The 24,461-nt window shown below is 63.7% G+C and carries 20 protein-coding genes and 1 other RNA gene; 14 read left to right on the forward strand and 7 right to left on the reverse strand.

Features of this window, described 5'->3' with window-relative positions; translation table 11 throughout:
- Positions 1 to 60: 60 nt before the first annotated feature.
- The gene (locus CK220_RS16165; protein WP_095812493.1) at positions 61 to 981 is read right to left on the reverse strand and encodes a DMT family transporter; all 921 of its coding nucleotides are present in this window, start codon (positions 979 to 981) and stop codon (positions 61 to 63) included.
- A gap of 207 nt (positions 982 to 1,188) precedes the next feature.
- Between CK220_RS16165 and CK220_RS16170 the strand changes: the two genes are divergently transcribed.
- Positions 1,189 to 2,409, forward strand: coding sequence for an alanine racemase (locus tag CK220_RS16170; protein WP_095812494.1), 1,221 nt, complete (start codon positions 1,189 to 1,191; stop codon positions 2,407 to 2,409).
- A gap of 134 nt (positions 2,410 to 2,543) precedes the next feature.
- On the opposite strand, the gene CK220_RS16175 is transcribed toward CK220_RS16170, so the two are convergent.
- Positions 2,544 to 3,722 (reverse strand): lytic murein transglycosylase, encoded by a 1,179-nt coding sequence (locus tag CK220_RS16175; RefSeq protein WP_095812495.1) that lies wholly within the window; start codon positions 3,720 to 3,722, stop codon positions 2,544 to 2,546.
- A 175-nt stretch (positions 3,723 to 3,897) separates the two neighbouring features.
- On the reverse strand, positions 3,898 to 4,689 hold the full coding sequence (locus tag CK220_RS16180; RefSeq protein WP_095812496.1) for a GH25 family lysozyme: 792 nt from the start codon (positions 4,687 to 4,689) through the stop codon (positions 3,898 to 3,900).
- A 233-nt stretch (positions 4,690 to 4,922) separates the two neighbouring features.
- Between CK220_RS16180 and CK220_RS16185 the strand changes: the two genes are divergently transcribed.
- The gene (locus tag CK220_RS16185; RefSeq protein ID WP_095812649.1) at positions 4,923 to 6,308 is read left to right on the forward strand and encodes a serine hydrolase; all 1,386 of its coding nucleotides are present in this window, start codon (positions 4,923 to 4,925) and stop codon (positions 6,306 to 6,308) included.
- On the opposite strand, the gene CK220_RS16190 is transcribed toward CK220_RS16185, so the two are convergent.
- The 3 genes from CK220_RS16190 to CK220_RS16200 all read right to left on the reverse strand — a co-directional run bounded on the left by CK220_RS16190 (position 6,302) and on the right by CK220_RS16200 (position 11,933).
- Entirely contained in the window at positions 6,302 to 6,982 is a 681-nt protein-coding gene (locus tag CK220_RS16190) for a class I SAM-dependent methyltransferase (protein WP_095812497.1), read from the reverse strand. The genes CK220_RS16185 and CK220_RS16190 overlap by 7 nt on opposite strands.
- Positions 6,979 to 8,226, reverse strand: coding sequence for a DUF3419 family protein (locus tag CK220_RS16195; RefSeq protein WP_095812498.1), 1,248 nt, complete (start codon positions 8,224 to 8,226; stop codon positions 6,979 to 6,981). Before CK220_RS16195 ends, CK220_RS16190 begins: the two co-directional genes overlap by 4 nt.
- Positions 8,227 to 8,309: 83 nt before the next feature.
- Positions 8,310 to 11,933, reverse strand: a complete 3,624-nt coding sequence (locus tag CK220_RS16200) for a hydantoinase B/oxoprolinase family protein (protein ID WP_095812499.1) — start codon at positions 11,931 to 11,933, stop codon at positions 8,310 to 8,312.
- Positions 11,934 to 12,106: 173 nt separating this feature from the next.
- On the opposite strand from CK220_RS16200, the gene CK220_RS16205 reads away from it, so the two are divergent.
- The 5 genes from CK220_RS16205 to rnpB all read left to right on the forward strand — a co-directional run bounded on the left by CK220_RS16205 (position 12,107) and on the right by rnpB (position 15,283).
- A complete protein-coding gene (locus CK220_RS16205) occupies positions 12,107 to 12,307 on the forward strand; it encodes a hypothetical protein (protein ID WP_095812500.1) in 201 nt (66 codons plus the stop codon).
- A 137-nt stretch (positions 12,308 to 12,444) separates the two neighbouring features.
- Positions 12,445 to 13,164 carry a DnaJ family molecular chaperone gene (locus CK220_RS16210; protein WP_095812501.1) on the forward strand — a complete coding sequence of 240 codons (720 nt, stop codon included), beginning with the start codon at positions 12,445 to 12,447 and terminating at the stop codon, positions 13,162 to 13,164.
- Complete coding sequence (locus tag CK220_RS16215) at positions 13,161 to 13,928, forward strand: N-acetylmuramoyl-L-alanine amidase (protein ID WP_095812502.1); 768 nt, start codon at positions 13,161 to 13,163, stop codon at positions 13,926 to 13,928. Before CK220_RS16210 ends, CK220_RS16215 begins: the two co-directional genes overlap by 4 nt.
- A gap of 185 nt (positions 13,929 to 14,113) precedes the next feature.
- Positions 14,114 to 14,824: a transglycosylase SLT domain-containing protein gene (locus CK220_RS16220; RefSeq protein ID WP_095812503.1), complete on the forward strand. Its 711-nt coding sequence runs from the start codon at positions 14,114 to 14,116 to the stop codon at positions 14,822 to 14,824.
- Positions 14,825 to 14,882: 58 nt separating this feature from the next.
- An RNA gene (rnpB, locus tag CK220_RS16225) (RNase P RNA component class A) lies at positions 14,883 to 15,283 on the forward strand.
- A gap of 23 nt (positions 15,284 to 15,306) precedes the next feature.
- Here the strand turns inward: rnpB and CK220_RS16230 are convergent.
- Positions 15,307 to 16,422 carry a cystathionine gamma-lyase gene (locus CK220_RS16230; protein WP_095812504.1) on the reverse strand — a complete coding sequence of 372 codons (1,116 nt, stop codon included), beginning with the start codon at positions 16,420 to 16,422 and terminating at the stop codon, positions 15,307 to 15,309.
- A gap of 398 nt (positions 16,423 to 16,820) precedes the next feature.
- On the opposite strand from CK220_RS16230, the gene mraZ reads away from it, so the two are divergent.
- From mraZ to mraY, 7 genes are read left to right on the forward strand one after another with little or no spacing between them, the layout of a single operon-like run.
- Positions 16,821 to 17,279: a division/cell wall cluster transcriptional repressor MraZ gene (mraZ, locus tag CK220_RS16235; RefSeq protein WP_095812505.1), complete on the forward strand. Its 459-nt coding sequence runs from the start codon at positions 16,821 to 16,823 to the stop codon at positions 17,277 to 17,279.
- Positions 17,276 to 18,292: a 16S rRNA (cytosine(1402)-N(4))-methyltransferase RsmH gene (rsmH, locus tag CK220_RS16240; protein ID WP_095812506.1), complete on the forward strand. Its 1,017-nt coding sequence runs from the start codon at positions 17,276 to 17,278 to the stop codon at positions 18,290 to 18,292. The genes mraZ and rsmH overlap by 4 nt, the downstream gene beginning before the upstream one ends.
- Positions 18,293 to 18,296: 4 nt before the next feature.
- A complete protein-coding gene (locus CK220_RS16245) occupies positions 18,297 to 18,692 on the forward strand; it encodes a hypothetical protein (RefSeq protein ID WP_095812507.1) in 396 nt (131 codons plus the stop codon).
- Positions 18,689 to 20,413 (forward strand): penicillin-binding protein 2, encoded by a 1,725-nt coding sequence (locus tag CK220_RS16250; RefSeq protein WP_095812508.1) that lies wholly within the window; start codon positions 18,689 to 18,691, stop codon positions 20,411 to 20,413. Before CK220_RS16245 ends, CK220_RS16250 begins: the two co-directional genes overlap by 4 nt.
- 54 nt (positions 20,414 to 20,467) lie before the next feature.
- Entirely contained in the window at positions 20,468 to 21,922 is a 1,455-nt protein-coding gene (locus CK220_RS16255) for a UDP-N-acetylmuramoyl-L-alanyl-D-glutamate--2,6-diaminopimelate ligase (protein WP_095812509.1), read from the forward strand.
- Positions 21,919 to 23,352, forward strand: a complete 1,434-nt coding sequence (locus CK220_RS16260) for a UDP-N-acetylmuramoylalanyl-D-glutamyl-2,6-diaminopimelate--D-alanyl-D-alanine ligase (protein WP_095812510.1) — start codon at positions 21,919 to 21,921, stop codon at positions 23,350 to 23,352. The genes CK220_RS16255 and CK220_RS16260 overlap by 4 nt, the downstream gene beginning before the upstream one ends.
- Before the next feature lie 20 nt (positions 23,353 to 23,372).
- On the forward strand, positions 23,373 to 24,455 hold the full coding sequence (gene mraY / locus CK220_RS16265) for a phospho-N-acetylmuramoyl-pentapeptide-transferase (RefSeq protein WP_095812511.1): 1,083 nt from the start codon (positions 23,373 to 23,375) through the stop codon (positions 24,453 to 24,455).
- Positions 24,456 to 24,461 lie beyond the last annotated feature (6 nt).

Here is a 24,461-nt window from a genome sequence, read left to right on the forward strand (position 1 = left end):
CAGCAAAAATCGATTCAAACGTTTGTGAATAAATTATGGCGAAGCCGTGGCATGGCACCGCTACCATCGGCCGAACAGGCGCCCGTCGATGGTGATGAGGCCGATTCCGATCAGCGCCATGCCGCCCACTTCGAAGAGCTGCAGCCGCTCGCCGAGAAACAGGAATCCGAGCAGCACGGCACTCACCGGTACGATCAAAGTGACCAGCGAGGCGTTGGTAGCGCCGGCCGAGGCAACGACGTTGAAATAGAGGATGTAGGCAAAAGCTGTGGAGAGCAGCGCCAGCCCCAGCACAGCGGCCCAGACCGGCGGCGAGACCGAAGACAGTCCGGCCGGGCCGTAGGCAATCAGCACGACGGGGGTCATGATGATGGTCGACGCGGTCAGTTGCCCCGTGGCGATGACCGGCGAAGGCACCCCCTTGAAGCGGCGCGCGATCATCAGGGCAACCGCGTAGGACACCGAGGCGCCGATCAGCGCGAACTTGGCCCAGACCGGCCCGCCGAGGCCGGCAGCCAAACCAGGACCGATCATGACAGCTGTTCCTGCAACGCCGAGCGCGATGCCGGCCAGCTTGTTCCAGGTGAGTTTTTCGTCTGCGGTGAGCGCATTGGCGAGGAGCAGCGTCCAAAATGGCGTCGTGGAGTTGAGCACGGAGGCGATACCGGCGCCGAGCTCGGTCTGGCCGGCGAAGATCAGCGAAAACGGAATGAGGTTGTTGGCCAACGCCAGCAAGAAGAACAGGCCGGCGTGGGGAAAGGCGAGGCGGAAGGACGGGCCGCGGATCGCCAGATAGAGCTGAAGCGCGACCGCCGCGATGGCGACACGAAACAGCACCAGCGCCAGCGGATGGATCTCCGAGACCGCAATGCGGGCAAAGAAGAAGGAGCCGCCCCAGATCGCGCCGAGCAGCAGGAGCTGCGCCCAATCCCTGAGCGTCATCGGTCCGCCTGTTGGTGCGACGCCTGCCGTCATCGTCATGTCGTCAACCCTCCCACGCCGATCGCTCCCTCAGTCCGCCGAACAGTCCCGATATACGGTTCGGTGGCAAGGGCCACCCGAAACCTGACCAGTGGTTTAGCGTGGCGGAAAAGGTGCGGCCGCTCGCACCCGAAGGTGAGACACAGAACTGTTTTCTTTGGCGGCTAGCTAGGATTAATTGTGCGCGCCCCGATCAAGGATTCGTCCATGCAGCGATTCGAAAATGCCCGCGAAGCGGCACTGGCGCTTCGTCCGGACGATCCGGTCTACTGCTTCCGCCCGCAGGTGCTGAGGGCCGATGCCTTGCAGTTCATGGGCATGTTCCCCGGCAAGACCGCCTATGCGGTCAAGACCAATGGCGAGCAGATCGTGCTGAAGACGCTGGTCGAGGCCGGCGTCAGCGCCTTCGATGTGGCCTCGCCCGGCGAGTTCGCCGCCGTACGCGCCGTCTCGCCGCATGCCGAGATGCTTTACATGCATCCGGTCAAGGCGCAGTCGGACATCAAGCTGGCGCTGGAGAAATACGGCATCCGGGTGATCTCGGTCGACCACGAGGATGAGATCACCAAGCTGACGCGCGTGGTGCGCGCGCTCGACATCGATCCGGGCGCTCTCAGCGTCTTCGTGCGCATCCAGACCAAAGGCCACGCGGCCTATGAGCTGTCGAAGAAGTTCGGCGCCGGGCCCGCCAACGCGGTCGAACTTGCCGAGCGGCTCAACCGTACCGGCTACAAGGTCGGGCTGTGCTTCCATGTCGGCAGCCAGATCGAGGACCCCGACACCTACGAGCGCGCGTTGGCCTCGGCCGACTGGGTGCGCAACCGGCTGACCTTCGACATTGCCGGGCTCGACGTGGGCGGCGGCTTTCCGGCCGAGTACGGCCACGATCCCAACCGCAAGCACATCGAGATGCCGTCACTCGGCCAACTCATGTCGCGGCTCGCCGGCGACCTCAAGGAATACCAGTTCGACGCGATGCCGCTGGTCGCCGAACCCGGCCGCGTGATCGTGGCGCGCTGCCTGTCGCTGATCGTGCGCGTGCTCTTGCGCAAAGGCAAAAGGCTCTACATCAATGACGGCATCTGGGCGTCGCTCTCGGATTCGTGGACCGGCAAGATCACCCTGCCGGCGCGCTTCATCCCCGATCCGGCGATTCGCACGCGCAATGGCAGCGACAAGTCGGTCGTGCCATTCAAGGTCTGCGGCGCGACATGCGATTCCGTCGACATATTGTCGAGGCCGTTCTGGCTCCCCGAAACGGTGGACACTGGCGACTGGATCGAAATCGGCCATATCGGCGCCTATTCGCTGTCGCTGAGGACCCGCTTCAACGGTTTCTATCCCGACACATTCGTGGAGGTGACGACGCCGTTCGACGAGGGCGACGCGCCGCAAGGTTTCGCGAGCTTGGAGACGATGGCGGATTAGGGGAGTGATGATAGTGAAAGTGAATGGTGAATGGTGAATGGTGAATGGTGAATCGTTATTCAGAGTCGGTATTTATATTGACCATTCACGAAGTGGCCTAATCAACCCATTCACCATTCACCATTCACCATTCACTATAGCTTCGCCAGCAATTCCGGCGTCGGCCACCCATCCACGGGCAGCCCGAGCCGCATCTGCTCCTTGCGGATCGCTTCGCGGGTGTTGGTGCCGAGGATACCGTCGACGGTGCCGACGTCGTAGCCCTTGGCCTCGAGCTTGGTCTGGAGTGCCTTCATCTGGTCACTGTTGAGCCCGGGCTCGGGCGTGCGCGGGTCGAATTGCGGCGCCCCGGCCAGACGGGTCGCCAGCACCGCAGCGGTGAGCGCGTAGGTGAAGGACTGGTTCCATTCCAGATAAACGTCGAAATTGTCGTAGGTCAGGAAGGCTGGACCCTTGCGACCCATCGGTAGGGCGAGCCCCGCCTTCAGGCCGTTGTCGACGAGCGGCGTGCCGTTCGGATTGGTCACGCCCCATTGGGCCCATTGCGACAGCGCCAGCTTGTTGGTGCGGCCGGTCTGGTCCCAGGGCATGTCGTCGGGAACGCGCACCTCCTCGACCCAGGGCTGGTCGCGCTTCCAGCCGCGCGACAGGATTTTGTCGGCCGTGGTCATGATCACGTCCGCCACACTGTTCCGGAGATCGACCTTGCCGTCGCCGTCGCCGTCGACGCCGCGGGCGAGATAGTCGGTCGGCAGAATCTGCGTCTGGCCGATCTCGCCGGCCCAGGCGCCCTTGACGTCGACCGGCAGCACGCCGCGGTCGATCAAGGTCAGCAGCGGTACCAACTGCGGCCGGAACAGCTGAGGGCGGCGGCAGTCATGCGCGAGGGTGACCAGCGCGTCCAGCGTGTGGAAATCGCCCTGCACGGCGCCGAAATCCGTCTCCAGTCCCCAGAATGCGGTGATGACGGCCGGCTGCACGCCGAATTCCTTGTCGGCGCGCGCGAAGACGTCGGCATATTTCTTGAGGTTGGCCGCGCCCTGCTTCAGGCGATAGGCCGAGATCATGCGGTTCGAGAATTGAATGAAGGTCTGGGCGAACACTCCTTGAGCGCGGTCGCGCGCCAGCACCTTCTCGTCGATCGCGGCGTTTTCGAGCGCGTCCAGGCCCACGACCCCGACGCCGGCTGCCTTGGCTTCCGCTGTCACGCCTTGTTTCCAGGCTTCGAAATCGCTGCCGCATTCCTGCGCCGCCGCAGGCCAAGCGAAAGCGCCAACCAGCAGCGCCGCCAGGATTTCAACGCGCAATCGCATCGCTTCCCTTACGAGACCGGCGCACGATCACGGCCGGGTGTGGACGGATCATGCGTAGATTTCAAAAATTCCAGGAGCGCCCGTGCGGCACCCCGGTGGGGTGCGCCGCTCCGCATCGCCAGCGGTTGCAACTATCGCCGCCCGCCATGTCGAAAAGCAGGCGAGGGGGCCGATGTCAACGGGTGTTCTGCCGCAGCCACTTGCTCCAGGCGGCTTCCGAGCCGTTGAAAACATTGATGTCGGACTTGCCGGTCATGCCGGGCACGATGCCGGTGCCGGTGTATTGCCAGAAGGTGAAAGGGTGGCTGCCATACTTCTGACGCGGATGGCCGGCGACCGAGCGGAGCCAGTAAGGATAGCCGCGGAACGTCGCCAGGTTATTGTCGTCGAAGAAGTCGAGCGACGTATAGATGATCGGCTTCTTGCCGTAATGGCGCTCGACGATCTCGAGGAAGGTGGTCATCTCGGCGCGGACGGTCGCGGGATCGGGGCGCAGTCGGCAGGTCGGCGACTTCGGGTTCCATTCCATGTCGAGCACCGGCGGCATCGCCGACGGGTCTTTCGGAACATTGGCGATGAACCAGCGCGCCTGGGTGGCGGCCGGGGTGCAGAAATAGAAGAAATGATAGGCGGCGCGCGGGATTCCGACGGCCTTGGTGCGTGCCCAGTGCTCATTGAAATAGTTGTCGAAGCGATCGCCGCCCTCGGTCGCCTTGATGAAGGCGAAGGAGATGCCGCTGGCCTTGGCCGTCGGCCAGTCGACCGAGGTCTGGTATTTTGAGACGTCGGTGCCGTGGACCGCATAGTTCCATGGCGCGCCGCTGTCCCATTCATGCGGCTTGGAATCTTCGAAACGGGGCGCGCGCAGGGCGATTGTCTGCGATGACGGCGCCAGCGGCGATAGGTCGTCCACGGTCGAGCAGGCGCTCAACAGCGCAAGCATCAGGATGGCCGCAAGACGGCGCATGATATTCCCCCAGCCGGGATCAGCCGGCCGCTGATGGGTCCTTCACTGATGGCGGTCGCTTACGCGGGCCCCCTCCGGACGGTCGCCCCACAGGACCGCCCAGTCTCTCCGTTCATCGCCGAACATGGTTGATAATCCATTGACGGCGCTCGACATCGGTCATGATTTTGCAGAAGCAATGGCGGCAAATCGATGACATAAAGCGAGCCGGAAGATCCAAGGGGCGGGAAAAGATGCGGGCTGTCGTTAAGTTCATCAAATGGCTGCTGGGCCTGGTTGTTCTGGCGGTGGCCGCGCTCTTCGCCTGGCTCTATCTTGCGCCGCCCGAACTGATCCGTGTCGGCTCGGGTTATTCGGCCAAGATCGTCTGCTCCAACGTGTTCATCGCCGGTCGCGATCCGAATGAAGTGCTGGCCGTCGACGTGCAGGCGCCGGGCCATCCGCTGCTCAAGCTGATGAAGGTATCCGTCGACAAGGAAAGGGGACTTGTTTCGGCGGGCCTGCTTTGGGTTCTGGGCAAGAGCGTCGCCGTAGAGCGAGACGGGGTCGGCTGCGCGTCGGTTCCGGATGGCGACACCGGCAAGGCACGCCAGACCTCCGTGCATATCGAGCCTCTGGTGGTGGCCTCGCAGGATGCGCTCTGGCCGGAGGGCGAAAGAGTGGACGCCTCGCAAAGCCCCGCGGTGACGAAGATCGTCGCCGATGCCGCGATGCTCGGGATCGGCATGCGCGCGGTCGTGGTGGTGAAGAACGGCCGCATCGTCGCGGAACGCTATGGCGAGGGTTTTTCGGCCAAGACGCCGCTGCTCGGCTGGTCGATGACCAAGACGGTGAATGCCGCGATCGTCGGCACGCTGGTCAAGGACGGCAAGATGGCGCTCGACAACAAGGGCCTGTTCCCGCCTTGGAAGGCCGACGGTCGGGCGGCGATCAGCCTTGCCGACATGATGGCGATGTCAAGCGGGCTGGAGTTCAACGAGGATTATGGCGACGTCGCCGACGTGACGCGCATGCTCTATCTCGAGCCGGACATGGCGACCTTCGCCGAGGCCAAGCCGCTCGGCGGGACGGTAGGCAAGGCATTTTCCTATTCGAGCGGCACGGCTGTCATGCTGTCGCGGCTGTGGCAGGAGGCGATCGGCGATAAGGCGAAGGCGCTGAACTGGCCACGGACGGCGCTGTTCGAGCCGCTCGGCATGCACAGCGCGGTGCTCGAAACCGACGAGCGGGGCACTTTCGTCGGCTCGTCGTATCTTTATGCAACGGCGCGTGACTGGGCCCGCTTCGGCCAGTTCCTGCTGCAGGGCGGTGTGTGGAACGGCGCGCAGATCCTGCCCGCCGGCTTCGTCGACTGGATGCGGCAGCCGGCGCCGGCCTCGAAGGTCTACGGCAAGGGCCAAGTATGGATCGAAGGTCCGGGCGATGAGGAAAATCCGGGCGCGGGCGCTGCCGCTGGCCTGCCCAAGGACACGTACTGGATGGAGGGCCATGACGGCCAGACGGTGGCCATCATTCCGTCGGAGCAATTGGTGGTGGTGCGTCTCGGGCTGACACCTGCCAAGCTCGGCTACCGGCCGCAGACGATGGTGGCCGCGCTGGTCAAGGCCCTGCGTCAGTAGGGGCTTGTCGACTTTCGAGCTCCGATCACGCCGAGCCAGGCATAGCCGCGATAAAGCGTTCTGAAACGAAAGGTTGCGCCGGTCCGGTCGGACTCCGATTCAAGGACGTCGCGCAGCGAGGCACGCGGCTCGACATGGAATTTCCGCAGCCAGCCGCGCAGCAAGGTCTTGAACCAGCGCGGCAGGCCCTCCTGCTGGCCGAAATCGACGACATGCAGCGAACCGCCGGGTGCGAGCGCGGCGAGCGCGGCCGAAACCGTCTTTTCCCAGCCAGGGATCATCGACAGCGAATAGGATACGAAGACACGGTCGAAATGCCGGGCGCCAAAGAGCGCCACGGCATCGAAATCCGTGGCGTCGCCGCACGCCAGGCTGACCCTTGCCGCAAGTTCCTCGCGGGCAATCGCGGCGTTGGCGGTCTCCAGCATCTCGGCCGAGATGTCGAGGCCGAAGAAGCGGGCGTCCGGATAACGGCGGGCGGCAAGAATGATGTTGCGGCCGGTACCGCAGCCGAGCTCGAGCACGGTGCCGCCTTGCGGCACATCGAGCCCCGCAATCAGCCGGTCGCGGCCGAGCAGGTAGTATTTGCGGGTGATGTCGTAGATATGGCGCTGCCAGCGATAGACGCCATCCATCAGTTCGGCATGGCGGGCCGGCAGCTCCGTCGTGCTCATGCGGCGCGCTTCACATAGAGATGGAAGCCGCCATAGATCGCGGAGCGATCCCTGGCCGAGAATTCGCGCGAGGCCTCGGCTTCGTAGCGCCATTGGGCGAGCAGCGAGTTGGAGACGCGGCCCGGCAGCAGGCTGGGCTCCGCCGCAGTGCGGAAGATCACGCGCGCACCAACCGAGGCTGTGCGGGTGATCTCGGTCCACAGATCGTTGAGCAGATCGTCGGTCATCCAGTCCTGGGCATCGAGCAGGACGAAGCGATCGACCGAGCCCGCATCCTTGCCGGCGAGGAATTTGATCAGGTTGGCATGATGGATGGCGACGCGATCGATGTTGGCGCGGACCGTCTTGTAGTTGCGCTGTTCCAGATAGGCGGGCAGAGCTGCCTCGCCGGGCTGCGGATAGCGGCGGGCAAAGGCCTGCCAGGCGAAATAGTTGTTCTTCAGCGGGAAATCGCAGGCGAGCTTCTCCAGCCGCGCCTTCAAGACGCTCGCCATCGAGCCGTCGCCGGACGTGATCAGCGAGTCGTACTGTGCCGGCGGGATACCCAGACCGAAAAGAGAGGCCTTGCGCGATGTCGCCCAGCGCAGGAGCTTCTTGTCGAAGATCGGCGCCAGCTCCTCGTTGAAAAATCGGCGCTGCTCGCCGATGTTCTCGGCCTTCATGATGGCGGCCGGATCGACGCCGAACAGTTTTGCCACGCGATGGCCCATGGCGATGAAGAGGCCAAGCAGGCCGGTCTGGTAGAAGTTGCGGTCGAAGACAGCGATGCGGCGGCGGCCGCGCCAGTTCCTGCGCTCCCAGTAGTGACGGCTGACCGGGTCAAGATGCGGCGCGATGAAGCGGTCGTAAGCTTCCGAGTTGTGGCTGGTGTCGGCTACGCCGAAGAAGCGGAACAGATCGCCCTGCGACGGCAGATGGCGAACCGCCTCCAGCTTCATGCGGTTCAGCGCGATGTGCGCGGCGTTGAGGTCGACGGCGTCGATCCGGGCCGGCGAGCGGGTGAGGTAAGCCAGAATGTTGCAGCCACCCGACGCGATTGTGACGACGCGATGGCCGGCGCCAAGCTCCATGGCGTCCATGTCAATGTCAGGGTCTTCCCAGATCTGTGGATAGACGAGGCCGGAAAACAGGAAGGCGAAAAGCCGCTCGGAAATGCCGTCCTTCGACAAAATGCGGTTCTGGTAGACGGCCTTTCCAACCTCCTTGCCGCGCCTGAAAACGAGTTCTCCCGATACATCTGACATGGCAAGGTGATTCCCCGTTTGCGTTGGCGCAAGCGGGTAGCGCAGCGTTGTGACAGGCGGGTGACAGGCTGTCGACGTTAAGTCTACGCCTTGCCGAACCCGCCTGGCGTCGGCGTCACGACGATGACGGCCTCGCCGGCATCGAGCGTGGTCTGGTCGCAGGCCTTCAGCACGTCGATCGAGCCGTCGTTGCGCCTGACCTTGGTCGAGCCGGCCTCGCCGTTGCCGCCGTCGTTCAGACCCTGGGGCGGGCGGTTGCGGTGCGAGGAAAGGATGGCGCATTCCATTTTTTCGAGGAAGCGGATGGTGCGTTTGGTGCCGTTGCCGGCGTTCCATTTGCCCTTGCCGCCGGAACCATCGCGGATGTGGAAGTCTTCCAGCACGACCGGGAAGCGCAGTTCCAGCACTTCGGGATCGGTAAGCCGCGAATTGGTCATATGCGTGTGGACGCCGGAGGTGCCGGCAAAGCCGCGGCCCGAATTCATTTGGCCGGCCGGCGAGCCGGAGCAAATCGTTTCGTAATACTGGTATTGCTTGTTGCCGAAGGTGAGGTTGTTCATCGTGCCTTGCGCGTTGGCCATCGCGCCCATGGCGCCGAACAGCGCGTTGGTGACGTGCTGCGAGGTCTCGACATTGCCGGCGACGACGGCGGCGGGATAGGCCGGCTTCAGCATGCAGCCGTCGGGGATGACGATGTTGATCGGCCTCAGACATCCGGCGTTCATCGGGATCATGTCCTCGACCATGACGCGGAAGGCGTAGAGCACGGCGGCTCGCGCCACCGGCTCCGGCGCGTTGAAATTGTTCCTCATGACCATCGAGGTGCCGGTAAAATCGACCGTCGCTTCTCGCTTTTGCCGATCGACGGTGATCGTCACTTTGATCACCTGGCCGGTGTCGGTGGCATATTCGTAGTCGGAACTGTCGGGCAGCCGTTCCAGCACGCGGCGCACGCTCTCGGCGGCATTGTCCTGAACATGGCCCATATAGGCTTCGACGACATCGAGGCCGAAATGCCCGACCATCTTGCGAAGCTCCGCCACGCCTTTTTCGTTGGCGGCGATCTGCGCCTTGAGGTCGGCGATGTTCTGCGCGGGGTTGCGGGCAGGGTAGGGATGGTCGGTGAGGAGCGCCTCGAGCTCCTTCTCGCGGAAGCGGCCGCGGTCGACGATGCGGAAATTGTCGAACAGCACGCCTTCCTCGTCGACGGTGGTGGCTAAAGGCGTCATCGAGCCGGGCGCCGTGCCGCCGACATCGGCGTGGTGGCCCCGCGAGGCCGCCCAGAACAGGATTTCCTTGCGTGCGTCATCGAACACCGGCGTCACCACGGTGATGTCGGGCAGATGCGTGCCGCCATTGTAGGGCGCGTTGAGCGCAAAAACGTCGCCGGGATGGATATCGCCCGAATTCAGGCGGATAACGGTTTCGACCGAGCGGTCCATGGACCCCAGATGCACCGGCATATGCGGCGCGTTGGCGACCAGCGCGCCATGGCGGTCGAACACGGCGCAGGAAAAGTCCAGCCGCTCCTTGATGTTGACCGAATAGGCGGTGTTCTGCAGCGTCACGCCCATCTGCTCGGCGATCGACATGAAAAGGTTGTTGAAGACCTCGAGCATCACCGGATCGGCTTCGGTGCCGAGCGCCGCCTGGCGGCGCTTCTTTTCGATCCGGCGCAGCAGCACATGGTTCCTGGCCGTGATCTCGGCCTGCCAACCCGGCTCGACGACGATGGTCTGGTTCGGCTCGATGACGAGCGCGGGGCCGGCTACCTTGTGACCGGGCTTTAGAGCCTCGCGCCGGAAGATACCGGCATCGCGCCAGGCGCCGTCGGCGAAGAATTGCCGGGACTGCCAGGGGCTTGCCACCTCGTCTTCGAGCCTTGATTCACTTTCGTCGCGGCCGGCAGTCCCGACATCGCTGCCTTCGACGCCAACCGCCTCGACGATCATCGGCTTGTCTTCGTAGACGAAGCCGAATTGCGCCTTATGGGCGGCCTCGAAATCGCTCCTGGCGCGGAAAATCGAGCCGTGCTCGAAATTGACCGGCAAAGCCGTGTCGGTGCCGTCATAGCGGATCTGCAGGACCGGTTTGGAGGCGATGGCGTCTTGCGCAATGCCTTGCACTGCAAGCTCGGCGATGACGCCTTGGTGCAAAGTCGCAATCAGTTCCTCGATCGAGGAGCGAGCCTCCTCGGCGAGCGGCTTCAGCAACGCCTGCTGGCGCGAGGCGAATACCGTCGACAGCCCGATGCCGTAAGCCGAAAGCAAGCCGGAGAAGGGGTGGATGAGCACCGCTTCCATGCCGAGCGCATCGGCGACAAGGCAGGCATGCTGGCCGCCGGCGCCGCCGAAACAGTTCAACAGATATTCGGTGACATCGTAGCCGCGCTGCACCGAAATTTTCTTGATGGCGTTGGCCATGTTCTCGACGGCGATGGTGACGAAACCCTCGGCCACAGCTTCCGGCGAGCGTCCATCGCCGATCTCGGCGGCTAAAGCCGCGAATTTTTCGCGCACGGTGGCGACGTCGAGCGGCTGGTCTTGACCGGGGCCGAAGATCGCCGGGAAGACATCAGGCTGCAGCTTGCCGAGCATGACATTGGCGTCGGTGACGGCGAGCGGGCCGCTCCGCCGGTAAGCGGACGGGCCAGGATTGGCGCCGGCGGAGTCCGGGCCGACGCGGAAGCGGCCGGCCTCGTAATGCAGGATCGAGCCACCGCCGGCCGCGACGGTATGAATGCGCATCATCGGTGCGCGGATGCGCACACCGGCGACTTCGGTGTCGAAGGCGCGCTCGTATTCGCCGTCATAATGGGCGACGTCGGTCGAGGTGCCGCCCATGTCAAAGCCGATGACCTTGTCGAAGCCGGCGAGCTTCGCCGTCTCGACCATGCCGACGACGCCGCCGGCCGGGCCGGACAGCAGCGCGTCCTTGCCCTGGAACATGTCGGCGGCGGTCAACCCGCCCGATGACATCATGAACATCAGCCGCGGGCCGGCGCCCAATTCTCCCGCCACCCTTTGCACGTAGCGCGACAGGATCGGCGACAGATAGGCGTCGACCACCGTGGTGTCGCCACGACCGACCAGCTTGATGAGCGGCGAGACCTCGTGGCTGACCGATATCTGGCTGAAGCCGATCTTGCGGCAGACTTTCGCGACTGCCTTTTCATGGTCGGGATATTTCCAGGCATGCATGAAGACGATGGCGACCGCGTCGATGCCGTCGGCCTTGGCCTGCTCGATCGCCGGGCGGCACGCGGCGATGTCGAGCAGGCGCTCGACCCAACCGTCCGCGCGCACGCGCTCGTCGATCTCTATCACCCGCTCAAAGAGCTGTTCGGGCAGGATGATCTCCTTGGCGAAAATATCCGGCCGCGCCTGATAGGCGATGCGCAGCGCGTCGCGAAAACCCTTGGTGATGAGCAGCAGCACGCGGTCGCCCTTGCGCTCGAGCAGCGCATTGGTAGCGACAGTGGTGCCCATCTTTATGTCGCCGATCCGCTTTGCGGGAATGGCGGCGCCGGTTTTCAGTCCAAGCAGATCGCGGATGCCCTGGATAGCGGCATCGGCATAGGCCTCGGGGTTCTCCGACAAAAGCTTACGGGGATGCAGTCGGCCTTGCGGATCGCGGCCGATGATGTCGGTGAAGGTGCCGCCCCGGTCGATCCAGAAATCCCATTTGTTGGCTGCGGCGTCCTGCATTCTGCTTATCCGTTATCTCCGACAACCCGTTCTGTTAGTTCGCCGTTCCGACCCCGGCAACCGTGCGCTGGGTGTTACACATGGAAACGCAACGTTACGAAACCCGCGCGTGATTCCTGCATTTCCCTTGCGACGTTCACCGAAACGTGAGCGTTTGCTGAAGGAGAGATACCATGAAGAAGCTTATTCTGGCGTCTGTTTCGGCGCTCGCCCTGCTGGGGGTCGCGGCTTGCAGCGACAGCGGCACCGACCAAACGACCACTCAGAGCACCAACCCGCCGGCCAACGAACAGCCGATGAAGCCGGCTACCCCTGACGCTTCGAAGCCCGCTGAACCGGCTCCGGCAACACCTCCTGCTGCACCCGCGCAGTAGAAGTTCATCCACTGAAATCAGGAAGGAAGGCCGGCCCTGTGCCGGCCTTCCTTTTGGCGGGACTGTCCGCAACGTCGTTCGACCTGCGGCAACGTCCCGGCTTGATAGCGGTGCCCGGTTCGCACTAAGAAGCCGGCATGTCGATTTGGGACCGCCTCGGCGACTTCATCGCTCGTGTTTCGTCGTCGGCGTCCTCGGGCGTCGGCGATGTCGTCGAGGCCGTGCGGACCGTGTTCTCGGGCGACCCTGATCTGCGCCGGCGCGTGGCCTTCTCGGTGGCGATGATCGCGCTTTCGGCCAAGATGGCGAAGGCCGACGGCATCGTCACCCAGGACGAGGTGCGCGCCTTCCAGGAAATCTTTGAAGTGCCGCCGAGCGAAACGCGCAATGTGGCGCGCCTCTATGAGCTCGCCAAGCGCGATGTTGCCGGATTTGAAATCTACGCCCAGCGCATGGCGCAGCTTTGCGGTTCCGGTCATGCGAATTGCAAGATGCTGGAAGACATACTCGACGGGCTGTTCCACATCGCCAAGGCAGACGGCCTGGTTCACGAGAGGGAAGGGCAATTCCTGCATCGCATCGCCGAGATTTTTCAGATCGATGAGGCGCATTACCAGGCGATCCTGGCGCGCCACGTCAATCTCGGTGCCGCCGATCCCTATGTGGTTCTCGGCGTCGAACGCGGGAAGCCGTTCGAGGAGGTCAGGAAGCGTTATCGCAAGCTGATTTCCGACAACCACCCCGACCGGCTGATCGCGCGCGGCCTGCCGCAGGAATTCATCAAGATCGCCACGACGAGAGTCGCCGCGATCAATGCCGCCTATGAGATGATCGAACGGGGCCTCAGGCACGTATGAGCGGTTTTTTGCCCGACCAGCCGGGTGCAGAGGTCAGGCTATCGCCGAATTTCGGCCCGCGACGCGAGACGCTCAGGCCCGACATGATCGTGCTGCACTATACCGGCATGCCGACGGGGGCCGGCGCCGAGTCCTGGTTGTGCGATCCAGCAAGCGAGGTATCTTCGCATTATCTTGTCCATGAGGACGGCCGCATCGTGCAAATGGTGCGCGAAAGCGACCGCGCCTGGCATGCCGGCAAGAGTTCATGGTTCGGGCGCACCGACATCAACTCCTGCTCTGTCGGCATCGAGATCGTCAATCCCGGGCATTCGCTGGGCTACAAAGCCTTCCCGAAGCGGCAGATCGAGGCCGTGATCGGTTTGTGCGCGGGAATCACCGGCCGGCACTCCATTGCACCGCAAAGGGTGCTTGCGCATTCCGATGTCGCGCCGGGACGCAAGGTCGACCCGGGCGAGAAGTTTCCCTGGAAGGTTCTTTTTGCGGCCGGTGTCGGTCATCTCGTTCCCGCGGCTCCGATCAGGACGGGCGCGGCGCTGAAGGCGGGTGACGCAGGTGCCGACGTGGAAGCCCTGCAATCGATGCTGGCGCTTTACGGTTACAGCGCCGAGATATCGGGTGTCTTCGATCGCCAAACGGAAATCGTGGTGGCGGCTTTTCAGCGGCATTTCCGACGCCGGCTCGTCGACGGCGTGGCAGACGGTTCGACGATCAGCACGCTCCAGAGGCTGCTGGCTGCGGTAAAGGCAGCCTCTTCCAAATAGCCGGCCAAGCTGCCTAAATTACAATTTGTCATACAAAGTGAATTGCCTCGCCTTTATTGGCGCCAATTCACTCTCCAAACGCATCTCCCGCAAGTTGTCGGGCATCTATCCCTCCAAGATGCTCCGGTGTTGAATTGGCCTCGCCGCGTGAAATTCTTCGCGCGGTTCTAACAGAACAGGAATACATGCAAAGATTGACCGTTGTAGCGGCAGCCGTTGCTGCCGGAGTGATGACTTTTGCCTTCAGCCCAGCGAACAGCGCCCCCCTGAGCCTCCGGGCGGCGGACAATGGGTTTGCTGCGACCCCCTCAACGCCCAAGGCTGCGCCAAGCGCCAAGACTTCGACGACCAAGAGAGCTGCCCCTCCAAAGGTGCAGAAAGCCGCCGCAGCGCGGTCCGCGAAATCAAGAGTCAAACGCTACGCAAAGCGCAGCAGGCAAACCATCGACCTGACCGCGACAGCTTCCATCCGTCCTGAAAAGCCCGCCTTGTCGTCTTCGGCAACTGGCGACGGCCAATATTCGGCGATCATCGCCCGCTATGCGGCAAGCAACGGCGTGCCGGTGTCGCTGGCCAAGGCCGTCATCACGATCGAGAGCAACTTCCGGCCCAACATGGTCGGCGGCGCCGGCGAGATCGGCCTGATGCAGATCAAGCCGGCGACGGCCCGGATGATGGGCTATACCGGTTCGGTCAAGGGACTGTTCGACCCCGACACCAACATCAAATACGGCATGAAGTACCTCGCCATGGCGCAGGGCCTAGGCGGCGGCACCACCTGCGGCACCATCCTCAAATACAATGCCGGCCATGGGGCGACGCGGATGAATCCGATTTCGGCCGCCTATTGCAGCAAGGTGAAGGTGCAGATGGCGGCGCTCGGTTCGCCTGTCTAAGCAGGACAGTTGCCTTTTTTGTTGCGTTTTCAGGCGCGAACCCCTTTATACGCCCTTGCCAGCTGGCCGGGCGGCCGCGCCCGCAAGAGCCGAAAGGCTGCGGGCGAGGAAAGTCCGGGCTCCATGGAGACACGGTGCCGGCTAACGGCCGGCGGGGGAGACCCCAGGGAAAGTGCCACAGAAAGCAAACCGCCGCGGCATTTGCTGCGGCAAGGGTGAAAGGGTGGGGTAAGAGCCCACCGCGCGACTGGCAACAGAAGCGGCACGGCAAACCCCACCGGGAGCAAGACCGAATAGGGGCGGTGCGAAGGGAAACCTTCGAGGGCTGTTTCCGGCCCACCGCCCGGGTAGGTTGCGTGAGGCGCATGGCGACATGCGCCCAAGATGAATGGCCGCCACGTTCCCGCGCCGCAAGGCGTGGGGGCCATACAGAACCCGGCTTACAGGCCAGCTGGCATTTCTTCCACAGCGTTCCGAGCCGCTCAGCCGCCAAGCCGGTCCAAAGACTCCTGGATCGCCTGCCAGAGCTCCTCCACCGGTTCGCAGCCGACGGCCAGCCGCACGAAGCCGGGCGGCACGGCATCGCCGCGCTTCGATCGCCGCTCGGCGGATGTATGCACGCTGCCAAACGAGGTCGCCGATTCAATCAGCGCGCAATCGTCGATGAAATCCTCGGCCTTCTCTTCTGAAGCCAGTTCGAACGAGATGAGGAAGCCGAAGCGCTCCATCTGGGCACGCGCCAGATTGTGCGAGGGGTCGCCCTCAAGGCCTGGAAAGCGCAAGCCGCTTACGGCGCGGTGCGCCTTGAGCCGGCGGGCGATCGTTTCCGCCGAGGAGCACATGCGATCGAAGCGCACCTCAAGTGTTTCAAGGCCTCGATGCACGAGCCAGGCCTCGAACGGTCCGGGAATGCCGCCGGCGGTTTCTCGCCAGTCCGTGACCTTGGCGACAATATCCGGGTCGCGACTGGCGACATGGCCGAACAGCACATCCGAGTGACCGTTGATCGCCTTGGTATCGGCCGACACCACGATGTCGGCGCCAAGATCGAGCGGGCGCTGGCCGAAGGGCGTCATCGTCGTGTTGTCGACGATGAGGCGCGCGCCTTGTTCGTGGGCGGTCTTGGCGACGGCGGCGATGTCGCAGATATCCAGCCTTGGGTTCGAGGGGGTTTCGACGAAGACCAGCCGGTAGCCGGCGAAGCCGCCGTCGAGCATGCTCGATGTCGGCCTCACGTCATAGGCGACGCCGAGCGGCTTCAGGAAACGCTCCGCCAGCGCACGCGTCGTGTGATAGCCGTCCGAAGGCAAGAGGATGCGGTCGCCCGATTTGACCAACGCAAAGAACGCTGCCGAAATCGCCGCCATGCCCGACGGAAAGGCGACGCATTGCGCCTCTTCCAGATGACCAAGCGCATGCTCGACCGCGTGCCATGTCGGATTGCTGAAGCGGCCGTATTGATCGAAGCCCGTCGCGTCGCCCGGCGAATGAAAGATCGAGGCCATGGTCAGCGGCAAAGGAATAGGATCGCCCTTGGCGAAATCGCCGCTGCGCAGATGGGCAAGTGTCGCGGCGCGTGACTTCGCGGTTTGTGACATTGGGCTCATTCCTTCACTGACTGAGCTCCGACGCTAGGCGTGCCGGCCGTTCGCAGCAAGCCGCGTCTTTTTGGGCCAGAGCCTTCTAAACGCTTCGTTAGGCTTAATAGACGATAAAGACGAGACGTGCCGTCAGCCTGCTCTTTCAGGTTGTGGCACGCGCGTTTGTGATGCCTCTTCCCGTTGACGCCCAAAATACCCCATGATATCCCATTCGCATCATCAAGCTTTCGTTCCGCGTCAGGGTGAAGCGTACGCCAATCGGGCAGTCGCGGCGGCTGCGCGTTTGCCGGTTTTCGCCTTGGTGAATGAAGCGATTTGTCGCGAGGCGATGCGCGGCGGCGGCGCGGAGAAAAACATGGGCAGGGGTGCGGCGGCGACAGCGGCTGTAGGGCGTAGTGGACCGATTTCTGTCAAGCGCAGTGAACAGAATCGATGCGAAGGGACGGGTATCGGTTCCGGCGCATTTCCGCGCGGTCGTTCAGAAACGTGGCTATGCGGAACTCTATGCGCTACGCTGCCTCGACCTTCCGGCGATGGACGTCGGCGGGCTCGATCTGCTCGACCGCTACGAGCAGCGGATCGCGCTGGAAGATCCCTTCCTGCAGACGGCGGACGACATGTCCTTCTTCTGCCATGGCGACGGGACGTTCCTGAAACTCGACCAGGACGGCCGCATCACGATGACCGATTTCATCCGCGAGCACACGGGCATCTCGAACGAGGTGGCATTTGTCGGCCGCGGCAATTTCTTCCAGATCTGGGAGCCGGGCCGACTTGCCGCCTATGGGGCGCAGGCTCGAGCCAGGCTTTTGCAGCTTCGGCAGGGGACGAAGCCTGGGGAGCGACCGGAATGATGACTGGCCACGGCGATGATCCTCACGCCGTTGGCGGACTGGTCCGTCACATTCCGGTCCTCCTCGCCGAAGTGCTGGAGGCGCTTGAACCCAAGGCGGGCGAGACGATCGTCGACGGCACGTTCGGCGCCGGCGGCTACACCAGCGCCATCCTCGAGCGCGGCGCCTCGGTCGTGGCCATCGACCGCGATCCGGATGCGATCGCCGCGGGCAAGGCTCTGGAACAGCACGCCGGCGGCAGGCTGAAGCTCGTTCAGGCGCCGTTCTCGACCCTGGACGAGCATGTCGAAAGCGCCGACGGCGTCGTGCTCGACATCGGCGTCTCGTCCATGCAGCTCGACCAGGCCGAGCGCGGCTTTTCCTTTCGCGCCGACGGACCGCTCGACATGCGCATGGCGCAGGCTGGCCTTAGCGCCGCCGACGTCGTGAACAGCTTCAAGGCGGGCGACCTTGCCCGCATCTTCGGCTTTCTCGGCGAAGAGCGGCATGCCGGCCGCATCGCCCGCATGATCGAGGCCCGGCGCGAGAAGCGGCCCTTCGAGCGCACGCTCGATCTTGCCGACGCCATCGCCACCCATATCGGCCGCGCGCCGAAGGACAAGATCCATCCCGCCACCCGCGTGTTCCAGGCGCTGCGCATCTTCGTCAATGACGAGCTCGGCGAACTGGCAAACGCGCTGTTTGCCGCCGAGCGGGTGCTGAAGCCGGGCGGCAGGCTCGCCGTCGTGAGTTTTCATTCGCTGGAGGATCGCATCGTCAAGCGCTTCATCGCCGATCGCGCCGATGCGGCCAGCGGATCGCGTCATATGCCGGACGCGCCTGCGCGGTTGGCGACCTTCCGCAAATCCGGCGGCGGGGTGACGCCGGGAGAGGCCGAAATCGCCGGCAATCCGCGGGCGCGCTCGGCGAGGCTGCGCGCGGCAATCCGCACCGACGCGCCTGCCCGCGCCGGCGACTTTTCGATTTTGGGCCTTCCAAAGCTTCCCGCCGTCGAGCGGCCGGGGGAGAGGTAAGCACGTGTTTCGTACCAGCGACATAGTCCTGATCGCCGTCATGGTCTCGGCGGCGGCATTGACCTACAAGACCAAGCGCGAGGCCGAGGACCAGCTGGCGGCGGTTCAGAGGCTGCAGGCGCAGATCCGCTACGAGGAAGACACAATCGATCTTCTGAAGGCGGACTGGAGCCTGCTCACCCAGCCGGCGCGGCTGCAGAAGCTTGCCGAAATCTACAAGTCGCAGCTCGGGCTCGAGCCGCTCAACGCCCACCAAATCGGCGGCCTCGACGACGTGCCGATGAAGCCGGTCAATATCGAGGACCTGTCGTCGCAGCGGCTCGGCGGCATGGCCGACAATTCGGGCAAAGGGCCGTCGGACGGCAAGGATCCGGTGGTGACCGGGAGCACCGTGCAATGATCAGCAGGCTTCCAAGGATCGGCAACCTGCTGAAGCGCCGAAGGAGGGCAGCTGAGGACGGCTCGATCGTCGTCGACGCCGCCCGCAAGGCAACCGGCGGCAAGGCCAAGACCCGCATCGTCATGACGATGGCGGTGTTCTTCACCATCTATTCGACGATTGCCGGCCGGCTGGTCTATCTCGGCCTGCAGAATCCGGACAATTCGGGTGGTCCGCAGAGCCGCGTCACTGCATCGCGGCCGGACATTGTCGACCGCAACGGCGAGGTGCTCGCGACTGACATCAAGACGGCGTCGCTGTTCGCCGAGCCGCGCCGTATCGTCGACGCCGACGAGGCAATCGAGAAGCTCTCGACCGTGCTTCCCGAGATTGATTACGAGCAGACCTACCATAAGCTGAAGAGCGGCGCCGGCTTCGTCTGGCTGCAGCGGCAGCTGACGCCGAAGCAGCAGGCCGACATCATGGCGCTCGGCGTCCCGGGTCTTGGTTTCCGCACCGAAAAGCGCCGCTTCTATCCGAGCGGCGAAACGTCCTCCTACATTGTCGGGCTCACCAACATCGACAATCAGGGCATCTCCGGGATGGAGAAATACATCGACGACCAGGGCCTGACCGACCTGCAGGCGTCGGGACTGGCGGTGGCCAGGGACCTGAAGCCGGTGAAGCTGTCGATCGACCTGCGCGTCCAGCACGTGGTGCGCGACGAGGTGGCGACCGGCATGGAGCGGTTCCACGCGATCGCGGCCGGCGCGGTGGTCCTCAATATCAAGACCGGCGAAGTGCTGGCCATGGCCTCGGTGCCGGATTTCGACCCCAACAATCCCTACAATGCTCAGGAAAAGGACCGGCTGAACCGTATGTCGGCCGGCCTCTACGAGATGGGCTCGACCTTCAAGAGCTTCACCACCGGCATGGCGCTCGATTCCGGCAAGGTGACGCTGGAGAGTCGCTTCGATGCGTCGCGCCCGATCAAGATCGGCCGCCAGACTATCCATGACTTCCACAGCAAAGGCCGTGTGCTTTCGGTGCCGGAAGTGTTCATCTATTCGTCCAATATCGGCTCGGCCAAAGAAGCCGAGGCCGTCGGCATCGAAGGGCATCGCGAGTTCCTGCATCGACTTGGCGTGCTCGAAAAGATGCAGACGGAATTACCGGAAGTGGCGCGCCCGACCGAACCGAAAGTATGGAAGCAGGTCAACTCGATCACCATCGCCTTCGGCCATGGCGTCTCGACGACGCCCCTGCAGACTGCCGTCGGTTGCGCCGCATTGATGAGTGGCTATCTGATCGAGCCGACATTTCTGCCGCGCACGGCCGAGCAGGCGATGGAGGTGGCCAAAAGGGTGGTCAAGGACAAGACCGTGGAAGGGATGCGCTATCTCTATGCGCTCAACGCCGAGAAGGGCTCGGGCAAGAGCGCCAGGGTTCCGGGTTACCGCGTCGGCGGCAAGACCGGCACGGCGGAAAAGGTGGTCAACGGCCGTTATTCGAAAGAGAAGAATTTCAATGCCTTCGTCGCCGCCTTTCCGATGGACGATCCACAATATATCGTGCTGACCATCGCCGATGAGCCGAAGCCGGAAAAGCCCGGCATGGGCGCCACCGCCGCCTCGAATGCCGGCATCATGGCAGGCAACATCATCAGGCGTGCGGCTTCCATGCTTGGCGTCAAGCCAGATTTCAGCCATGAAAATGGTGCAACGCTGGTTTCCTATCAGTGATTCTTGGGGCGCGCCGGCAACTGCGCGCTATTTTGTTGCGGTGAATGGGACTCAATGTATCTGAAAAATCTAGCCGGTATCCTGCCTGTCGAGGGAACAGCTTCCCCCGATCTGGAGGTTACCGGTCTCTCCTCCGATTCCCGCCAGGTAAGACCGGGCGTCGTTTTTTTCGCGCTCGCCGGCAGCAAGGCCGATGGCTCGACCTATGTCGCCGATGCCGCCGGCCGCGGCGCTGCCGCAATCGTGGCGGCCAAAGGCAATACAATCTCCGGTCTGTCGATCCCGGTCCTTGCCGTCGATGATCCCCGTCTGGCATTGGCGCTGAGCGCGGCGCGCTTCTTCGGCAAGCAGCCTCAGACGATGGTCGCCGTCACCGGTACCAGCGGCAAGACATCGGTTGCCGCGTTCACCCGCCAGATCTGGGAGCAGGGAGGTCTTGCCGCCGCTTCGATCGGTACGACAGGCATTGTGGCGCCTGGCCGCAACGAATATGGCTCGCTAACCACGCCAGATCCCGTCGCGCTGCACCAGTTGCTCAAGGAACTGGCGGAGGCAGGGGTAACGCACGCCTCGATGGAGGCTTCCAGCCATGGTCTCGACCAGCGTCGGCTCGACGGCGTCAAACTGGCGGCCGGCGGTTTTACCAATCTCGGCCGCGACCACATGGATTATCATCCGACGGTCGAGGATTATCATCGCGCCAAGCTGCGCCTGTTCGAGACGCTGCTGCCGAAGGGGGCGCCGGCCGTGATCTTCGCCGACGATCCCTGGTCGGGGCCGACGATTCTTGCCGCGCGGGCTGCGGGCCTGAATGTGCTCACGGTCGGCCGCCACGGCGAATTCCTGACGCTGAAGCGCGTCGAGCATGAGCGGCGGCGCCAGCGTGCCGAGGTGGAGGCCGATGGTGTGCTCCACGAGATCGACCTGCCGTTGGCAGGTGATTTCCAGATCGCCAACGCACTGGTTTCGGCCGGCCTCGCCATCTCGACTGGAACATCCGTCGATAAGGCCTTGGCCGCATTGGAGAAACTCAAAGGTGCGCCGGGCCGCCTCGAGCTTGTCGGCACGACGTCCGCCGGCGCTCCGGTCTATGTCGACTACGCGCACAAGCCCGACGCGTTGGAAAATGTCCTGACCTCGGTTCGTCCGTTCACCACGGGCCGGGTCGTTGTCGTTTTCGGCTGCGGCGGCGACCGCGATCGCGGCAAGCGGCCGATCATGGGCGAGATCGCGACCCGGCTCGCCGATGTCGTCATCGTCACCGACGATAATCCGCGCACGGAAATCCCCGAAACCATCCGCGCGGCAATCCTTGCCGCGGCGCCCGGCGCCATGGAGATCGGCGACCGCCGCAAAGCCATTCACGAAGCCGTCGCCATGCTCCATGCCGGCGATACGCTGATCGTCGCCGGCAAGGGGCATGAGGAAGGCCAGACGATCGGCACCGAAACCTTCCACTTTTCCGATCATGAGGAAGTGCGCGAGGCGCTCCAGGAGCGCGCCGCATGAGCTTGCTCTGGACGTCGCAAGCGCTTGTCGAGGCCATGGGCGGCAGGCCGATCGGCTCGCTGCCGGAAGGCATCACCGGCATTTCGATCGACAGCCGCAGCCTGGAACCGGGCAACGTCTTCTTCGCCATCAAGGGCGAGACGATGGACGGCCACGATTTCGCGACCGCTGCAGTGAAGGCGGGCGCTGCCGTGCTGGTTGTCGCCGAGGGCAAGCTGCCGTCGCTCGGCCGGCTGACGGCGCCGATGATCGTCGTGCAGGATGTGCTTGCGGCGCTGGAAAAGCTCGGCATTGCGGCGCGGGCTCGCTCACGGGCCAAGATCATCGCGGTGACCGGCTCTGCGGGCAAGACGACCACCAAGGAAGCGCTGCGCCATGTGCTGTCGGCGGTCGGCAAAGTGCATGCCTCGGCGCAGTCGTTCAACAATCACTGGGGCGTGCCGCTGACCTTGGCGCGCATGCCCGAAGACTGCGACTACGCGATCTTCGAGATCGGCATGAACCATCCGGGCGAGATCAGGCCGCTGGTCAAGATGGTGAGGCCGCATGTCGCGATCGTCACGCTGATCGCGGCCGCCCATCTCGGCTTCTTCAAGAATCTCGATGAGATCGCCATGGCCAAGGCCGAGATTTTCGAGGGCATAGAGCGCGGCGGCGCCGCGCTGCTCAATCGCGACGATCCGCGCTGGAAGCTGCTCGGGAAAATGGCGAAGGAGGCAGGTGTCGAGCATGTCTTCGGCTTCGGCGAAAACGCCCGCTCGGCCTTCCGTCTTGTTGGCTGCGACCTTTATGCCGATCACTCCGATATCGCGGTCAAGATCGGCAAGAGGGACGTGACGGCCCGTGTCGGAGCGCCCGGCCGGCACATCGTGCAGAATGTGCTGGCGGTGCTGGGCGCAGCGCAACTGGTCGGCGCCGATCTCGACAAGGTCGCGGCGGCGCTCACCGATCTTTCGGCCGAGCGCGGGCGCGGCCGGCGCCACATTTTGCGCCATCCGAACGGCCCCATCACGCTGATCGACGAGAGCTACAATGCCAACCCGGCGTCGATGGCGGCAGCCATGGCGCTGCTCAACGCCACGCCGGTATCGGGCGAGGGCAGGCGCATCGCCGTGCTTGGCGACATGCTGGAACTCGGCAGCCATTCGGCGAAGCTCCACGCGGCGCTTGCCGAACTTATTGTCGGCACAGAAACGCGCAACGTCTTTCTCGGCGGCCCGGAGATGCGGGCACTGGCCGAGGTTTTGCCTTCGGATGTCGAAACCGAGTACCGGCCAGGAGCGGAAGAGCTGAAGCCCGTCGTCATGTCGGCGATCAGGCCGGGCGACGTGGTGATGGTCAAGTCGTCGAAAGGCATCGGATTTTCAAAGCTGGTCGAGGCATTGCTCGGCAAATTTCCGGCGGAAGCCGCAACCATTGAACCGACCTGAGGTCGGGATCCGGGGGACCGATGCTCACTTTACTCGTTGATTTCGCGGACAAGATCTCGGCCTTCAATGTCTTCCGCTACATCACCTTTCGCACCGGCGGCGCGCTGATCACTTCGGCGCTGATCGTCTTCATATTCGGACCGACCATCATCAATTCGCTGCGGCTTCGTCAGGGCAAGGGCCAGCCGATCCGCGCCGACGGGCCGCAGACGCACTTCAAGAAAGCGGGCACGCCGACCATGGGCGGCCTGATGATCCTTTGCGGCATCATCGGCTCATCGCTTTTATGGGCGAACCTCTCCAGCATCTATGTGTGGGTTGTGATGCTGGTGACGCTCGGCTTCGGCTCGATCGGTTTCTACGACGACTATCTCAAGGTGACGAAACAGTCGCATCTGGGCTTCTCCGGAAAGGCGCGGCTGGCGATCGAGTTCGTCGTCGCCGGCATCGCGGCCTGGGTGATCATGCATAACGGCCAGGCGCCGTTCTCGTCCTCGCTGACCTTCCCGTTCGCCAAGGAATTCCTGATCAATCTCGGCTGGTTCTTCGTGCCGTTCTCCTGCTTCGTCATCGTCGGCGCCGGCAATGCGGTGAACCTGACCGACGGTCTGGACGGCCTGGCGATCGTGCCGATCATGATCGCGGCGGCGTCCTTCGGCGTCATCGCCTATCTTTCCGGCAACGCCGTCTTCGCCGAATATCTGCAGATACACTTCGTCCCCGGCACCGGCGAACTTGCGGTCGTGCTTGGCGCCGTCATCGGCGCCGGCCTCGGCTTCCTCTGGTTCAACGCGCCGCCGGCCGCGATCTTCATGGGCGACACCGGCTCGCTGGCGATGGGCGGCCTGATCGGCACCATCGCCGTCGCCACCAAGCACGAGATCGTGCTGGTCATCGTCGGCGGCCTGTTCGTGGTGGAGATCCTGTCGGTCATCATCCAGGTCGGCTACTTCAAGATGACCGGCAAGCGCGTCTTCCTGATGGCGCCGATCCATCACCATTTCGAAAAACTCGGCTGGACCGAGAGCCAGGTGGTGATCCGCTTCTGGATAATCGCCGTCATCCTGGCGCTGGTCGGCCTCTCCACCCTCAAGCTCAGATAGGAGGCC

The organism is Mesorhizobium sp. WSM3860 (assembly GCF_002294995.1).
Classification (GTDB): Bacteria; Pseudomonadota; Alphaproteobacteria; order Rhizobiales; family Rhizobiaceae; genus Mesorhizobium.

Bases quoted from the DNA above. Each gene is read 5' to 3' on its own strand.
- CK220_RS16215 (WP_095812502.1), top strand. From the start codon at position 13,161: ATGAGCGGTTTTTTGCCCGACCAGCCGGGTGCAGAGGTCAGGCTATCG.
- CK220_RS16250 (WP_095812508.1), top strand. From the start codon at position 18,689: ATGATCAGCAGGCTTCCAAGGATCGGCAACCTGCTGAAGCGCCGAAGG.
- CK220_RS16170 (WP_095812494.1), top strand. From the start codon at position 1,189: ATGCAGCGATTCGAAAATGCCCGCGAAGCGGCACTGGCGCTTCGTCCG.
- CK220_RS16260 (WP_095812510.1), top strand. From the start codon at position 21,919: ATGAGCTTGCTCTGGACGTCGCAAGCGCTTGTCGAGGCCATGGGCGGC.
- CK220_RS16185 (WP_095812649.1), top strand. From the start codon at position 4,923: ATGCGGGCTGTCGTTAAGTTCATCAAATGGCTGCTGGGCCTGGTTGTT.
- CK220_RS16230 (WP_095812504.1), bottom strand. From the start codon at position 16,422: ATGTCACAAACCGCGAAGTCACGCGCCGCGACACTTGCCCATCTGCGC.
- CK220_RS16190 (WP_095812497.1), bottom strand. From the start codon at position 6,982: ATGAGCACGACGGAGCTGCCGGCCCGCCATGCCGAACTGATGGATGGC.
- mraY (WP_095812511.1), top strand. From the start codon at position 23,373: ATGCTCACTTTACTCGTTGATTTCGCGGACAAGATCTCGGCCTTCAAT.
- CK220_RS16200 (WP_095812499.1), bottom strand. From the start codon at position 11,933: ATGCAGGACGCCGCAGCCAACAAATGGGATTTCTGGATCGACCGGGGC.
- CK220_RS16205 (WP_095812500.1), top strand. From the start codon at position 12,107: ATGAAGAAGCTTATTCTGGCGTCTGTTTCGGCGCTCGCCCTGCTGGGG.
- CK220_RS16255 (WP_095812509.1), top strand. From the start codon at position 20,468: ATGTATCTGAAAAATCTAGCCGGTATCCTGCCTGTCGAGGGAACAGCT.
- rsmH (WP_095812506.1), top strand. From the start codon at position 17,276: ATGATGACTGGCCACGGCGATGATCCTCACGCCGTTGGCGGACTGGTC.
- CK220_RS16175 (WP_095812495.1), bottom strand. From the start codon at position 3,722: ATGCGATTGCGCGTTGAAATCCTGGCGGCGCTGCTGGTTGGCGCTTTC.
- CK220_RS16210 (WP_095812501.1), top strand. From the start codon at position 12,445: ATGTCGATTTGGGACCGCCTCGGCGACTTCATCGCTCGTGTTTCGTCG.
- CK220_RS16165 (WP_095812493.1), bottom strand. From the start codon at position 981: ATGACGATGACGGCAGGCGTCGCACCAACAGGCGGACCGATGACGCTC.
- CK220_RS16180 (WP_095812496.1), bottom strand. From the start codon at position 4,689: ATGCGCCGTCTTGCGGCCATCCTGATGCTTGCGCTGTTGAGCGCCTGC.
- CK220_RS16220 (WP_095812503.1), top strand. From the start codon at position 14,114: ATGCAAAGATTGACCGTTGTAGCGGCAGCCGTTGCTGCCGGAGTGATG.
- CK220_RS16195 (WP_095812498.1), bottom strand. From the start codon at position 8,226: ATGTCAGATGTATCGGGAGAACTCGTTTTCAGGCGCGGCAAGGAGGTT.